The following is a 14,584-nucleotide window of genomic DNA, read 5'->3' as shown; positions in this document are numbered from 1 at the left end:
GGTTATTCCGCACTTATCATGCCATTGCCAAAAAGACCTGGCATAAGGTCGACTGCTTTAACTTCGGCTTGCATTTCGCGAGTACTTGGAAGAATGGTTGGATAGATTTTACTAATCACGCCCTCATACTTTTTATCGCTACCATCGACTTTATAGGTAAATTTTTGCCCTACTTTAACACTGTTCCAGTACTTTTCATCCAGTTTGAGCACGAGCTTCACATCGCGTGTGCTGGCAACGGTTAAAAGTTTTGTTTGAGAGCCTAGTACGATATTGCCTAGTTCCGTATTTTTCTTAGTTACGACCAAATCATAAGGTGCGCGAAGTTCTGTTTTTTTAAAGACAATCTCTTTATTTTGTGCATTTAAAAGTTGAATGTCTTTGTCGTAGAGGTAGTTTTCCATCTTCTCTTTATCAATGACATCAGAGATTTTGGCGTATCTATCATACGTTTTTACCGAATGCTCAGCATTTTTGCGAGCGATTTCGTACTCATTTTTTTCTTGTGCATTACTTAAAGCGAGCAGTAAATCACCTTTTTTGACCTTATCTCCAACATCTACTTGTAAAGATCCTACAACGCCTGAAATGGAAAGACCAAGCTCAGAGCTTTTTTCACTGACAACATCAAAGGTTGCATAAACTTCCCCAGCGATAAGGGCTTGAAACATCAATAGTGTGCTTATTAAAATTTTTCTCATTGGATAGCTCCTTTTATTTCTTTACCCATTTCGTAGAGTAGAACGGCTTTTTGGTATTCAACTTCATTGAGTGCAGTTTGAAGCTGGGACCTTGCATTGAACTTATCGGTAAGTGCGTCAAGATACGTCACGTTGTTGACGATGCCTTGTTGAAATTTCTTTTTAACCAGTTCATACGTCATCTCTGATGCTGTTAGTCTGGCTTTTGCGGCTTCAATTTTTCCAAGAGCTGTTTTATAACTATTTTGAGCGCTTTTGAAACTCGCTTTTGCTTTTTGCTTTTCATAGGCTAGATCACTGCTTTTAGAAAGGTAGCTTTTTTGAGCGGCTTGTACAGCTGCCGAAGTGGAACCAAAATCAAAGATTTTCCATTGCAGCGTCAGTTGTACTGTATTTTGATGGTCATTGTCTGATTTCCATGCTTGATTGGCGTAGTCATTTTTGAACCGTGAGTAGCTGTCTTCAAGTTTAATCGTCGGTAAATGTGGAGCTTTGGCTGCTTCTGCTTCTGCACGTGAGCTTTGAACACTCTCTTCCAGTGCTAAGATGTCAAAACGTGTGGTTTCATCCATTTTAGCTTCTTGCAGTGTTACGGATGAGCCTGCTTCCACACTCACCTCTTTTCCTGTAAGGTACTCTAAGGTATTGGAGATGTTGTTTAGCGTGTTGTCTAGGGTTAAAAGATCGACTTTGGTTTGCTCAATGGTCGAGATGATCTTTTGCAACTCATCTGCCGTTGCACTTCCTACGGAGAGGTATTTTTCAAGTCGGTAACGCTCCGCCTCTAACTGCTCCATTTTTTGCACTGTAGACTCTTTGCTTGCCAGTGTACTGATGTAATTATAGTAGTAGTAGATGACATTGAGTGAAACATTGTTTTGGGCAGATGCTAGTGAGAATGTGGCTGCTTTGACAAGGGCTTGTTGTTGGTCAAACAGTGCCTCTCTCTTTCCACCATCATAAATGGTAAATGAAAGTGTCGCAGAGCCTGTACGGCTTTTTTCAGGAGCAAACATAGTCTCTTCTTTATTGAAGGTTTGGTTTCCTCCCACGCTTAGGCTCGGCATATAGCCACTTTTCGTTGCATATTCTTTCTCTTTTGCAGCTTCTAGGCTATAGCGCGAAGCTTCCACTTGTTTGTTCTGTTCTGCAAGATTTAAAAGTTGGGGTAAGTTTCCTGCAAACGCAAACAGTGGAAAGAGGCATAAAAGGCTTAATTTTTTCATGGTTCTTTCCTTGTGCATTGATCGAGTAGAAAAGTGATGTGTTGAATAAGAAAGGCTTGTGCCTGTTCAAAATGAAAATTACTCATTTTGGCTTTAATCAGGGTTCCATCCATAAAAACAATGATGGTTTTGGTGAGTTTATCTACGTCATGAGGCGCTAATTCACCTTTTTCAATACCCTCTTGAAGGCAGGTAGAAATAGTTTTATAATCTCTTTGAAAAAAACTCTCAAAATAAGCTGTATAAAGACCTGTTTTGTCAACGAGCATGGTACTTAGAAAATGTTGATACAATGTAAGAATTTGCTCTTTATCATGGTCTTCTTCGCATTCCGTAAAATTAAAAAGCTCTATGATTTTTTCTTTTGCACTCATCTTGTCTGTAATGCGCTTTTGAAATACATCTTGATGTCGCTGTGCTAACATATCCCAAATTGCAAAGATAATCTCTTCTTTATTTTTAAAGTAAAGATAAATGGTACCTTTCGCAACTCCTGCACTTTTTGCGATTTCATCGATGCTTGTTTGCGCGATACCTTTATACGTAAACAGTTCAATTGATGCACGTGCAATGTCGAGCCGTTTTTCTTCTTTGTCAATAATTCTTGCCATTACTACCTCTTTAATGAATGACCGTCAGTCATTTATTTTTCAAAATAGTACATTTATTTAAACTAATTGTCAATAGAATTTCAAGCCAAATATTAAAATGGCTTGATAATAGTCAGTAAAATAATGATAGAAGTGGTGATCTCTGGAATCATCCTAAAGATTCTAAAAAAGAGAAGGTTTTGTATCGTTACATCTTTGTCTAATTGCGTTATAAATCGTTTACATGTAAAGTGATAAACCACCATAAGTACAACAAGCAATAACTTTACATGTAACCACCCTCCGCTTTTGAGTAAGTAAGGATTGAGGTAAAGCAAGATAAGACCAAACTTGATCGAAAAGATCATAGCGACCGTGCCAACTTTGTAAAGGCTGGTTTCTTGCAGAGCAATAGTAGCATGTGCATGTTGTGGCGCATTGATGTGATAAACAAAGAGTTTGGGCAGATACACAAGCATAATCATCCATGTAGCGATAGAGATAACATGAAATGCAAGTACAAGACTGTAGGTGTTCATTTTATTCCTTATTAAGCAGGGTTAATAGTCGTTAGTATATAATCTGCTTAGAAATTTCTAGTGACATTTTACGACTCAAGGTATGACATTTTGCGACTCGATGATTCAAAGCAAGCTCCTGCGGAAGCATTTTTATTTATTCTCTCTTTTTTAACCAAAAACTATGCGTTTGATGCAACCTCTTTTATGCACGAACGTGGGATGCAAATGCCTGTATTGCAGCTCAAAGATGCGATGATTCGTGCTTCTTATGTCAATGAACTCATCGAAGAAGCCATCAATCTCTCAAAAGATCATGGTCTTCTTTTTAAATTTGCTGATTCAGTCACCCCAAACAATCTAGGCGTTTTAGGCTACTTGATGCTGCATTCATCGAATGTTGAAGAGGCGATAATCAAGCTGTGCTGTTACTATCCTCTCATCGGCAAAACACTCAAACCCATCTTTGTAGCTGAAAATGAGGGGTATAAACTCACCCTACTCATTCATAAAAATGGCGAAGTGGCTCATCTTGAAAAGTACAGTGCTGAGATTCACCTCAGTGCGCTTCTCAATCTTATCAACAAAATCATCCCCCACCCTATTTTCCCAAAATGCACAACATTTAGGCATACAAAACCTTTACATGTAAACGCGTATCAAAAAATATTTGGCGAAAATATTCTCTTTGATGAGGTTGAAAATGCCCTCTTCTTCGACAAAACACAACTGGTGATGAAAACAAGTTATGACAACCCCTATCTGCTGAGTGTGTTTGAAAAAGAGGCAGAGCAGAGCTTGGGAATGAGCGTGCATGGAAGCCTCAAAGAGCAAGTTTTAGGTTACATACTCATTGCTACAGGTGAACTGGATGTCTCGCTGGAGAGAGTCGCACATAAAGTAGGAATGCATCCTCGAACGCTTCAAAAAAAGCTTAAAGATGAAGGTGCAAGTTTTGTAGAACTTTTAGGCGAAGTGCGCCAGAAATTAGCCGTACATTATCTGCAAAAAGGACTGGGGACGCCTACGATTGCTTCTTACTTAGGCTACGCCGAGCCAAGCCCATTTTTGCGGGCTTTTAAGAAGTGGTATGGCATGAGCCCAAAGGCATGGTTGGCTCAATCTTAAAAAGAGGACTCGTTCTCTGAAAGTTTTGCATTCATCAAACGCTGATACTCTTTTTCCATAATGATGTCTTGTGTTGACTCCACTCTGTCGATAAACACTTTACCGATCAGATGGTCGTACTCATGCTGGAAAAGTCGCGCAAGAAAATCCCTAAAGATAACCGTTTGCTCCTTACCTTCTCTATCCAAATAGATCACCTCAATATGCGTGTGCCGAGGCACAAGTGCCCTGATACCAGGCAGACTTAAACACCCTTCCCAGTCTTTGACTTGCTCTTCAGAATAATCAATGACTCTTGGGTTAATCAGTGCTGTTGGTTCCATTTGAGGGGCGTAAGGGTAACGCGTGTTTGGGTAGGATGCCATAATCATAATGGATAAAGAGTGCCCAATTTGTGGCGCAGCAATGCCAACACCTTTGGATTCGTTACATGTAAAGATCATATCATCGATCAGTGTTTGAATTTCAGATGAACAAATGCCTACGACTTTCTTAGCGACAGTACGAATGATGGGCGAACCCAGTTGTGAAATTTCCAAGCGTTGTGGCTTTAGTCTGTCATTGCTTACGTTCTCTAACCGTCCCATAGCGCCCTCCTCACAGAAATAGTATGGTGTTCATTATATATAAAGCACTCTGAAAATATAAGGGTTTTTATTTTACATGTAAAGAAATTGAGTGCTTGAAAGTCAAAAGTTTAGGGAATTTTCACTATTCAAAAATCGATATAATTGAATGTATGGCCATGATAGAAAGTAGTATTTTCAATGCTAAAAATAACTTTTTACCGTCTATCTTATTTCTCAACTTTGTACCCACGTATGAGCCCAAAATTGAGCATAGAATCATAACGATGATGATCGGAAGATAATCCGCAAAAATAAATCCAAAATTGAGAAAGACGAGCGCTTTTAAAATATGAGTAATGCTCATAAACACGGCTGCTGTAGCGACGACTTTATCGTTATTTTCAAACTCTTTGAGTAATTTAGTCAAGGCAAGTGGCCCCGTCGTGCCTACAAGCACAGAGAGTCCCGTTTGAAAAAATCCAATGACATAGTAGCTTTCATATTTTTTTATTTTGTCATTAAAGGTTTCAGACCATAAAGACAGCAAGATGTACGTTCCAATGAACAAAGGTATGTATTTGATGCTAATAAGATTTAATAAAAGAGCAAATATACCAACGCCAACGAGTGAACCAACGAAAAATTTGGGTACAACACTGTATTGAATATCTTTTGCCCCAAAATAGGCTCTTGATACATTGCTTGAAATTTGAGTCAATCCATGAACGGGCATAAGCGCGTTAAGCGGTAAAAAGGATGGAAGAATAGCGATCAATAATAATCCACCACCCAATCCTACCGCACCCGTAATGACTGAAGTAATAAAAGTGATCAAGCCTAAAACGAATTCATTCATGGATGGTAGTTCCTAATTATCTAATAAACAGTATTCAAAGTTCATTTTTAACTTTTCTATGATTATGTATGGTAACAAAATTCAAATTAATCAAGATTTTTAATGAGCATTTTCGCTTCTTCTTGTGAAAGATAACGCCACTTTCCACTTTCAATGTCGAGGTTAAAACTGCCTATGCTAACTCGGCTCAACTCTAAGACTTTCAAAGGTGTGCCAAATTTAGGATCTTTGAGTGCTCCAAACAATCGGCGGATATGCCGATTCTTTCCCTCATCAATTTTGACCCTAAGTTTTGTTTTCGCGCCACCAGTGCTGATCTTTGCGACTTCAAGCGCTCTCAGTAAACCCTGCGGGCTTTCCACACCTTTTAACGCCTCTGCGATATGCTCCTCGCTCACATGCCCTCTCACCCAAATCTCATAGACCTTGATGCAATTTTGAGGCGTGGTCAAAGCGTGGTTTATCTGGCTGTTGGTCGTAAAGAGTAAAAGTCCTTTAGAGTCCAAATCAAGCCGTCCGATGGGCATCCATCCCTCAGTAAAAGTCCATTCAGGCAAAAGATCATAAACGGTTTTTCGCCCAAGATCATCAGAGCGCGTGACTAGATAACCTTTAGGTTTATTGAGGGCAAACAGTTCTTTGGAATCGTTTGGTGGTTTATTCATTCGGTAGATCCCTTGGGGGTATTCAATAATCTTTAATAAACAGTATATAAGCAATAGCCTGAAATCACCATCTTTTCTACCTCTTTAAGATTGAATAGCTGAAATTTCTAACGTTAGATTTTTAGGTAATGTTATTATAATTTTATTCTACTATAGTGGGAGAAATGTTTATACACGATGCTTTTAACTGGAGAAAACCATGAATAATACAAAAATACCCTTATCGGTCTTAGATTTAATCCCCGTAGGAGAAGGCTTCACCATAGCGCAAGCCATAGAAAATAGTACCAAACTAGCCCAAGAGGTTGAAGCGTTTGGATATAGACGTTATTGGGTAGCAGAACATCACAATTTCAGTGGAATTGCCAGTGCCGCAACATCGGTAGTATTGAGTTACATTGGCGCAAAAACTCAAACGATTCGGATAGGCTCAGGTGGAATTATGCTACCAAACCATGCGCCATTGGTTATCGCTGAACAATTTGGAACGTTAGAGTCTTTATATCCAAATAGAATAGATTTGGGTTTAGGAAGAGCTCCGGGAACGGACAGACAAACCATGCTTGCCCTTAGACGTGACATAAACAATGACGGCTCAGACTTTCCTCTGATGCTTGAACAGTTACAATACTTTTTATCAGATAAAGCGGGCACAAAAGGGATCAAAGCCGTCCCAGGCTATGGACTCGACATTCCCATCTGGTTGCTTGGTTCGAGCACGTTTAGCGCGCAATTAGCAGCAGAAAAGGGATTGGCTTTTGCGTTTGCCTCACACTTTGCACCAGATGCTATGGAAGATGCCATAAGACTCTATCGTGCAAACTTTAAACCCTCTTCTAAATTACAAGAGCCGTATATTATCATCTGTATCAATGTCATCTGTTCCGAGACAACTGAGCAAGCCCAATACCTAGCAACAACAGAACTTCAAAAGTTTCTTCATCTCCAACGTGGTGATAATAGTCCATTATGCAAACCAACAAATGATATGAGTCGTTTATGGGAAAAGTGGGAAGAAACCAGTATACGACATAAAACACGAGAGTCCATATGGGGAACACCCGCATTTGTTAAAGAAAAACTTGAAAGCCTTATTGAGCGAATAAGAGCCAATGAAGTGATGATAAACTCTATGATACATAACCCAGAGGATAGAATAAAATCTTATGAGTTGATTTCTAGGGTTTGGTTTGATTAATATATTTATAAAATAAAAAGTTAAAAGTTTAGCCCTGACCCCTATTCTTTTAAAAATCTTTACAATCAGATGAATTATCGCCTTCACCTGATCTTAGTGATGAAGTCCTAGAAATCTTTAAAAGCATATTCGTTTTTGATTTAGTAGAAGAGGCATTATTTGCTGCTTCATTTGCAATTTCAAAGTTTCCATAATATGCTGCATAGCAATTTATAAGTTCAAGTAATTGATCTTTTCTCATTATGTTCAAGATACTTTTAGCTGTATCTAATGCAGCTTGAAATTCATGTCGTTTTATCGCAATATGTGCAAGTCTATCAAGTTCAATGTCTCGGTCATTTATATTGGAAATTTTTTTTGCCGCAGATAGTGAAACAGCGATTGAAGTAGGTTTATCTGAAGAATCTTGAATCAATTTATCTTGTTCTTGGCGTGCATTAGTTTCAGTAGGGATGGCTATTTGTGTAGGAGATGATATATTTGTTAATGCTGTATTATTTTGGGTTTGAGTTGGTTGAAATACTGTAAAATATAGAGTGATAATAGCGACAAATGCACTGACAATAGCAGCGATCCATGAAGCTTTTTCCATTTTTGCTTTCTAGAATTGAATTAAACAAGTATGGATTATATTCTATATATCTTGAATAAATCATGATTATATAAAAGAATTAAGGTTGGATTTTTAATTTTCTTTACATGTAAAAGTATCAGAACCCCAACAACCGTGACTTCGGGTCGCCTTTTTGAGTATTTACACTTAGAATCATACTCTCGTAAACTGTTTCGGATTTTAGGCCGTATTCAACCCTTTGTTGCTCGCCTTTTTGGTTGTATGTCATACATACTGGTACAGAGCGAATGCCAAAATGTTCGGCTACTGAGGGTGCTTCATCGAGATTACATGTAAAAAAGTCCACTTCAAACTTACTTTTTTGCATCACTCGTTCTACTCTTGCGTGGGCGATTTTGCATTGAGCGCAGTGGGTGGTGTAGAACAGAAAGGAAAAGGCACGAGGAGATGGCTCATGTAGGCGTTTAAAAACAGCGGCTTCATCTAAAGATTGCATCATTTTAAAATATGCCCTACTCTTTTAAAGTAGTAAACGCTTGCAAATGGCACGAACAAATCCTTTACATGTAAAGAATTAATGATGGTGTCATTCTCTCCTACATAGACCTCAATGTTAATGCCGCGCTTTTTAAGAGCTTGCAAGTTTGCTTCATTCCACGTGTAGTTTAACAGCTCATTTAGCTCTTCAATGCTTCCTTGTTGAAAATAAGGCTGCATGTCAAAAGTGGATGGATATGTAATATTTTGCATAAAATTTTGTGTATAAGCTTCACTGTTTTTGGAAAAGGAGAGCGTTTGAAGTTTTTTGAATTTAGCATCTTTGTCCCCAAAAAAGGCGGGTGAGAAGAGTTGCAGGGTGTCGATGCGCTCGTTACATGTAAGGGCGTATTCAAAAGCTTTAATGGCTCCGTAGCTAAACCCAGCGACAGTAAAATCGCTTTGGTTTAGATATGGCGTGAAGAGTTCTTGCTCGTTTGCAAGGCAAAAACCACTAAAGAACTTCATCGATGATGGCTTTAAGACGCACTTTGGAGATGCTCTCAACACTGTAGAGTTCTTGCGATATTTTCTCTAAAACGGTATTCATCCCCTCTAGGAAGTGTTCAAGCTCTTTTTGGGCGTTTTCTAGGATGATTAAAACATCATTTTCATACGGTATGAGCTTTTCACCCATGCCATAGACTTCGACCATCTCTTTTGCTATGGTGGTAGCGCGCTCTAAATCTTCGGTAGCGTTGGTAAATTTTTCATTGTAAGCGAGTTTGGTTGCGACCATACCTGCAAGATAAACCTTGATCTTTGAGAGCATCTGCGTTTTAGACTCGATCTCACGGTCGATGTCTTTCAGACGATCATTGACAATGGTGATTTTGTCAAAGTCTATCTCAAACCAGTACGCACACAGCGCTTTTGCGGCTTGGTAGAGGGACTGGATTTTTTTCTCTTCATCGGAGAAACTAAGGACTTTTTTCTTACCCATGAGCACTTTTTGGCGCACAGCTATAAAATCACTGAGTTCCAGTATGGTAGAGCCACGACGCAAGGCATTGATGGCAGCTTCATTGACAAAGGTTGCGAGTGCTGCGCCACTAAAGCCAACGCTCATGTTTGCAAGCTCATTGAGATCGACTTCGGTTGGTTTGTTGCGCATATAGGTTTTAATAATTTCCAAACGATCGTTTTTATCGGGAAGTGGAATGAAGATACGTCTATCAAATCTGCCAGAACGAAGCAACGCTTCATCGATGATGTCGATTTTATTGGTCGCGGCGATGACGATAACGCCACTGCTGTCCTCAAATCCGTCCATCTCAGTCAGGAGTTGGTTGAGCGTCGATTCACGCTCATCGTTGCGCATGCCACCACGTGCGCGCCCTACTGCATCGATCTCGTCGATGAAGATGATGGACGGTGCATGTGCTTTGGCTTGTGAAAAAAGCTCTTTAACCCTCTTTGCGCCCATGCCTACATAGATTTGCACAAATGTAGCGCCACTTTGGTAGAAGAAAGGCACACTCGCCTCACCTGCTACGGCCTTGGCGATCATCGTTTTACCAACCCCTGGAGGGCCTACTAAAAGCACACCTTTAGGAAGGGTTATGCCGTAGCGTTTGTATCGCGCAGGATTTTTAAGAAAATCAACGATCTCTTCAAGCTCTTCCTTGACATCTTTGATGCCCGCAACATCACGAAAACTCACTTGCGCCTTAACGGGCCTGATGATACTGCTCATAAAAGGATCGTACGAAGCGTAAGCTTTTTGATTGGTTTCTTGCTCTTTTTTAGCATCTTCCGCGCGTTTTTTACGTGCATAAAAAAGCAGTGCAAACAGTAAACTTCCCAACATTCCTAAAAGAATTAAATCTTCAAAAAAAGGATTGGAGCGTTGTACTTCAATGGGTACTTTTTTAAGAAGTGCTCCGATGTCTATGCCATCTTTAATGATGACAAACTGGTCGTTAATCCCATAAAGAAACACTTCATTTTCTTCGACCTTAGCTTTTTTGATGCTACCACTGTCTAAAAGCGCGTGATAGGTCGGCAGATCAATGATCTTTGGAGATATGCGTAAGTACCCAAAAGCAAGTAATACCGCAAAGATGCTAAGCGCCATGGTAGCAAGCATCAGTTTTTGGGATTTAAAAATGCGCATAGTTTGCCTCCTGTTTGACTTCGTATTTTTCGATGGTAACCCACTCTTTGAGCAGGTCACGTTCGCTTTGGATGATGACTTTATTGAAAAACTGGTCGTATCCGATGTAGTGATCCTCTTTGTGCTCTTCGACCAAGACATTTAAAGGTATTGCATTATTTTTTTGTCTGAAAGTAATGTTTTTCGACTCTACAAGCGATTCTATGCTTTTGAGGCGTTCTTTGGCAACATCGCCTTTGACCTCAGGTTTCATCGTACTTGAGGGTGTACCATCGCGTTTTGAGTAGGTAAAAGCGTGTAAATGGGTCAGTGGAAACTGCTCTAGCGTTGTGTATGCTTCTTGCCAAATCGCTTCACTTTCGCCTGGATGACCGGTAATATAATCGGTTCCTAACGCAAAGCCTTTTTCACTGAGTTCTTGAAAAAGCTCTAAATCGCGCTTAACGTTATTGCGTCTTCGCATCAGCTCTAACATGCGCTCCGAGGTGTGTTGCAAGGCTACATGTAAATGTCGCTCAAGCCACGGCTCAGCTAGAATTTCTCTGAAACTATCATCGATCTGTACAGGTTCGATGCTTCCTAGACGAATACGACGCACGCCTCTAATAGAGCCTAAGCGTTGAACGAGTTTTCCAAGTGAGCTTCCTTTATCTTTGCCGTAACTTCCGATGTTCGTACCCGTAAGCACAAATTCGCCGTAGCCATTGAGTGCCAATTTTTGAACTTGCTCTATGATTTTAGCTTCATCTTGACTTCGCGCATTGCCTCTGACGTAAGGGATGATGCAGTAAGAACACCTAAAATTACACCCTTCTTGGATTTTGATAAACGCTTTGGTTTTGCCTGTGTACTCGTGTACGATGGTTTCATCTAAAGAAGTCAGATCGCCGATTTGATAGAAAGGTGTCTCTTGCTTTAACAGCGTGTTGATCTGCCCTTTTTCGGAGTGTCCCATAACGCCAAAAACCTTTTTTTGATTAAAAAGGCTTTCACCTTTGCTGATCGCTCCACAACCCGCGACGATGACTTTTTTGCCCTCTTTGGTTGCGTGGTTGATGTAGCTTCGCACACCCGTATCGGCTCCATTGGTGACGGTGCAGGAGTTAACAACGATGATCTGCGCTTCTTTTTCATCTTCGGTCACTTCAAAATCGGTGAGGTTTTCCATCATCACTTGGGTATCGTAGATGTTGGTGCGACAGCCGAATGTTTTAAAAAAGACTTTTTTCATCAAAACTCTTTGGTGTTTCTAAATTTGGCATTCTCTTCTTTTGAGAGCCAAGATTGATATTTTGGGTATGGTAAGCGATGGTAATGTCATCTTCTTGATTAAACGCATCGATAATTTCACTACTGATCGTACTTCTAAGGGTGAGCGTAGCGTAAGAATTGGTCATATACCAACTGCTGATACAAAAACCTTGTGGTTCGACAAATGAAAAGACGCGTGGCTCGACGTTGGTGTTTTTCAGGCTGTACTGGTTGCGAAGTAAATTGAGTTGTTTACGTGCAATATCAGTGTAGCCTTTGGCGTATTTTTTGGTAATTTCGCGTGCTAAATAGACCGCTTTTTTATGGTTGGAATCGAACGTAATAAAAATGTCGATACCATCCCATACGGTGCGAATCGTACCATGCGTATAGTTGGAGATGAGACTTGTAAAGACGTAATTGTTAGGAACAAATATGACCCTACCCGCTCTTCGGTTATCGCGGTAGGTACTGATAGTGACATCTTCAAAAAGGGTCATGCGTAGGAGTGAAATATCGATAATGTCACCAACATAAAGCAGTCCATCTTTTTGCACTTTGATACGATCACCCACGTGGAAACTACCACCAAAGATGATGACCATCCATCCCAAAATGCTCATAAACCAGTCTTTCATCGCAATGGCAATACCCGCAGATGCAAATCCAAGTACAGTGACAAGGTACGAAACATTCTCGATGTAGGAGAAAAGCAAGATGAGAATAATTAAAGTAACGTTGACAAAGTTGATGATTTTGTTGGCAGTGTAAAAACGATCATTGTCCTTGATGTAGCGCTTCGCAACAAATTTGAGCAAAAGGGTAAAGACAATAACAACAACGATAAAAATACCGATATTAAAAGCACGTTTCATCTGCAACGTAATGTCTTGTGTTACGCGAATGGTCGCCTCTTCCACTTTCTTTACATGTAAAGAGTAACTTGTACTAGCGATCTCTTGGGCAGCTATAAAAGCGTTAAGCTCTTTTTGTGCTTCATATACCATATCTTCGTTGGTGATAATAGGCTCAATCTGATAAATTTCTTCAATAAGCGAGAGCTTTTCTTTGAGTTTACCGACTAAAAAGTCTAAACGGTCAATACGTGCACGGTAATCCATACTATCTTGTTTGATTTTTTTGATGTATGAAAGCGCTGAGATAATCGCAAAAGGGTTTGTAATACGAGGGTAACTTTCAAGCTCAACCGATTCGACCATTCTGCTAAAAGGAGAGTTTTTAAACTCTTGTAAAAGTTCGATCTGTTTTTCGAGAGATTCTTGCTTACTTACGAGTCTTTCGCGCTTTTCAATCGTGACTTTATCTTTTGCATTTTTAATTTTTTTGACTTCAGCATCAACGGTTGAAAGTTCTTCAATGAGTTTTTGATAGCTTAAATAGTTGCCATAGCGTTTAAACCATAAGTTATCTTGTATGGCTTCATCAATAGCCGTCGTTCTTTGACGAAGCGCCTCAATTTTGATGCTGTCTTCAAGTTTAACACTGCTGCTAGCATCTGCTGCAAAGAGATTACATGTAACGAAAATGAGCCAAAGAATTTTTTTAAACATTGGCATCACCTAATGCTTCTAAAACGACTTCTTTGGGAATGCCACTACGCATATCGTTGCCTCCAATGCCCTCGGCTAAAATAAAAGTTATTTTGTCATTGGCACTTTTTTTATCCAAGAAAAAAGCATCGTAAAAGCGCTCAAGTGAGTCAATTTTGTAGTGTGTTGGGAGTTCATAACGTTTTAAAAGTGTTTGAATGCGTTCAGCATCTTCTGCACTTAAAAGCCCAAGTTTTTGAGCGAGTGTGTTTGCCATGACGATACCGATGGCAACGGCTTCACCGTGTAAATAGGTACTATACTGAGTCTGGTTTTCAATGACATGTGCAAACGTGTGTCCGTAGTTTAGAACCGCACGTATGCCCTTTTCTGTTTCGTCTTGCGAGACGACATCAGCTTTGATGGCAATGCTTTTATAAATTGCGCTTTTGAGGTTTGCTTCATCGCTTAAATCATGTGTTTCTAACCACTCGAAAAAGTTTTTGTCAAAAGTGACTGCCATTTTGATGATTTCTGCGACACCTGCGGCAAATTCACGCTTTGGTAAGGTTTTTAGAAATGCACTCTCGCAATACACAGCGCGAGGTTGCCAAAACGAGCCAATGAGGTTTTTTCCATAGCTGTTATTAATCCCCGTTTTACCACCGACACTGGCATCCACTTGCGCCAAAAGTGTGGTTGGAATCTGAATAAAATTAATCCCTCTTTGATAAATAGAAGCGGCAAAGCCTGTCATATCGCCGATAACACCGCCACCAAAGGCAATAAGGAGTGATTGTCGATCCAGTCGGTGCTCAAAACATGCATTTAAAATGAGGTTAAGACTCTCGAAGTTTTTATACATTTCACCATCTGGCAAAATGATCGTATGAAGTTCTTTTGCACTTATGCGTGTTTTTAGCATTTCGAGGTGAAGAGCTGCCACTGTGGTGTTGGTGACGATCAAAACTTTTGTGTCAAATACGAGTTTTTCTAAAGTGTCAATATGGACACTGTAATCTTTTGAAGTGTTTTTGTTTAAGACAACATTGACTTGCATGCGCTATCCAAATTTTTTTGTTTCTATAATACTCAAAAAGCACTT

The 14,584-nt window shown here is 39.8% G+C and carries 16 protein-coding genes; 2 read left to right on the top strand and 14 right to left on the bottom strand.

Going from position 1 to position 14,584, the window contains the following annotated elements; all coding sequences use genetic code 11:
* Positions 1-2: 2 nt before the first annotated feature.
* The 4 genes from SAR02S_RS05630 to SAR02S_RS05615 all read right to left on the bottom strand — a co-directional run bounded on the left by SAR02S_RS05630 (position 3) and on the right by SAR02S_RS05615 (position 3,056).
* Positions 3-701 carry an efflux RND transporter periplasmic adaptor subunit gene (locus tag SAR02S_RS05630; RefSeq protein ID WP_041957732.1) on the bottom strand — a complete coding sequence of 233 codons (699 nt, stop codon included), beginning with the start codon at positions 699-701 and terminating at the stop codon, positions 3-5.
* A complete protein-coding gene (locus SAR02S_RS05625; protein ID WP_041957730.1) occupies positions 698-1,927 on the bottom strand; it encodes a TolC family protein in 1,230 nt (409 codons plus the stop codon). Before SAR02S_RS05625 ends, SAR02S_RS05630 begins: the two co-directional genes overlap by 4 nt.
* The gene (locus SAR02S_RS05620) at positions 1,924-2,538 is read right to left on the bottom strand and encodes a TetR/AcrR family transcriptional regulator (RefSeq protein ID WP_041957728.1); all 615 of its coding nucleotides are present in this window, start codon (positions 2,536-2,538) and stop codon (positions 1,924-1,926) included. Before SAR02S_RS05620 ends, SAR02S_RS05625 begins: the two co-directional genes overlap by 4 nt.
* 92 nt (positions 2,539-2,630) lie before the next feature.
* Complete coding sequence (locus tag SAR02S_RS05615) at positions 2,631-3,056, bottom strand: HemJ family protein (RefSeq protein WP_041957726.1); 426 nt, start codon at positions 3,054-3,056, stop codon at positions 2,631-2,633.
* A 90-nt stretch (positions 3,057-3,146) separates the two neighbouring features.
* Here SAR02S_RS05615 and SAR02S_RS05610 point away from each other — a divergent pair, with 90 nt between their 5' ends.
* Positions 3,147-4,163 (top strand): AraC family transcriptional regulator, encoded by a 1,017-nt coding sequence (locus SAR02S_RS05610; RefSeq protein WP_041957724.1) that lies wholly within the window; start codon positions 3,147-3,149, stop codon positions 4,161-4,163.
* Here SAR02S_RS05610 and def read toward each other — a convergent pair.
* The 3 genes from def to SAR02S_RS05595 all read right to left on the bottom strand — a co-directional run bounded on the left by def (position 4,160) and on the right by SAR02S_RS05595 (position 6,253).
* A complete protein-coding gene (gene def, locus SAR02S_RS05605; protein ID WP_041957722.1) occupies positions 4,160-4,750 on the bottom strand; it encodes a peptide deformylase in 591 nt (196 codons plus the stop codon). The genes SAR02S_RS05610 and def overlap by 4 nt on opposite strands.
* Positions 4,751-4,874: 124 nt before the next feature.
* Complete coding sequence (locus SAR02S_RS05600; RefSeq protein ID WP_041957721.1) at positions 4,875-5,588, bottom strand: sulfite exporter TauE/SafE family protein; 714 nt, start codon at positions 5,586-5,588, stop codon at positions 4,875-4,877.
* 86 nt (positions 5,589-5,674) lie between these two features.
* The gene (locus SAR02S_RS05595; protein WP_041957719.1) at positions 5,675-6,253 is read right to left on the bottom strand and encodes a pseudouridine synthase; all 579 of its coding nucleotides are present in this window, start codon (positions 6,251-6,253) and stop codon (positions 5,675-5,677) included.
* A 199-nt stretch (positions 6,254-6,452) separates the two neighbouring features.
* On the opposite strand from SAR02S_RS05595, the gene SAR02S_RS05590 reads away from it, so the two are divergent.
* Positions 6,453-7,451, top strand: a complete 999-nt coding sequence (locus SAR02S_RS05590) for an LLM class flavin-dependent oxidoreductase (RefSeq protein ID WP_041957717.1) — start codon at positions 6,453-6,455, stop codon at positions 7,449-7,451.
* Between the two features lie 49 nt (positions 7,452-7,500).
* Here SAR02S_RS05590 and SAR02S_RS05585 read toward each other — a convergent pair whose 3' ends face one another.
* The 7 genes from SAR02S_RS05585 to aroB form a co-directional block, all read right to left on the bottom strand.
* Entirely contained in the window at positions 7,501-8,043 is a 543-nt protein-coding gene (locus tag SAR02S_RS05585) for a hypothetical protein (RefSeq protein ID WP_041957715.1), read from the bottom strand.
* A gap of 118 nt (positions 8,044-8,161) precedes the next feature.
* Positions 8,162-8,521: a thioredoxin family protein gene (locus SAR02S_RS05580; RefSeq protein WP_232294012.1), complete on the bottom strand. Its 360-nt coding sequence runs from the start codon at positions 8,519-8,521 to the stop codon at positions 8,162-8,164.
* Positions 8,521-9,030 carry a pimelyl-ACP methyl ester esterase BioV gene (gene bioV / locus SAR02S_RS05575; RefSeq protein WP_041957711.1) on the bottom strand — a complete coding sequence of 170 codons (510 nt, stop codon included), beginning with the start codon at positions 9,028-9,030 and terminating at the stop codon, positions 8,521-8,523. The genes SAR02S_RS05580 and bioV overlap by 1 nt, the downstream gene beginning before the upstream one ends.
* A complete protein-coding gene (locus SAR02S_RS05570; protein WP_041957709.1) occupies positions 9,017-10,678 on the bottom strand; it encodes an AAA family ATPase in 1,662 nt (553 codons plus the stop codon). The genes bioV and SAR02S_RS05570 overlap by 14 nt, the downstream gene beginning before the upstream one ends.
* The gene (gene mtaB / locus SAR02S_RS05565) at positions 10,665-11,909 is read right to left on the bottom strand and encodes a tRNA (N(6)-L-threonylcarbamoyladenosine(37)-C(2))-methylthiotransferase MtaB (protein ID WP_041957707.1); all 1,245 of its coding nucleotides are present in this window, start codon (positions 11,907-11,909) and stop codon (positions 10,665-10,667) included. Before mtaB ends, SAR02S_RS05570 begins: the two co-directional genes overlap by 14 nt.
* Positions 11,890-13,500 carry a mechanosensitive ion channel domain-containing protein gene (locus tag SAR02S_RS05560; RefSeq protein ID WP_041957705.1) on the bottom strand — a complete coding sequence of 537 codons (1,611 nt, stop codon included), beginning with the start codon at positions 13,498-13,500 and terminating at the stop codon, positions 11,890-11,892. The genes mtaB and SAR02S_RS05560 overlap by 20 nt, the downstream gene beginning before the upstream one ends.
* Positions 13,493-14,539: a 3-dehydroquinate synthase gene (gene aroB / locus SAR02S_RS05555; RefSeq protein ID WP_041957703.1), complete on the bottom strand. Its 1,047-nt coding sequence runs from the start codon at positions 14,537-14,539 to the stop codon at positions 13,493-13,495. Before aroB ends, SAR02S_RS05560 begins: the two co-directional genes overlap by 8 nt.
* Between the last annotated feature and the right edge of the window lie 45 nt (positions 14,540-14,584).

This window comes from Sulfurospirillum arsenophilum NBRC 109478 (assembly GCF_000813345.1).
Lineage (GTDB): Bacteria > Campylobacterota > Campylobacteria > Campylobacterales > Sulfurospirillaceae > Sulfurospirillum > Sulfurospirillum arsenophilum.
This window is presented reverse-complemented; position numbering and strand designations above follow the sequence as displayed.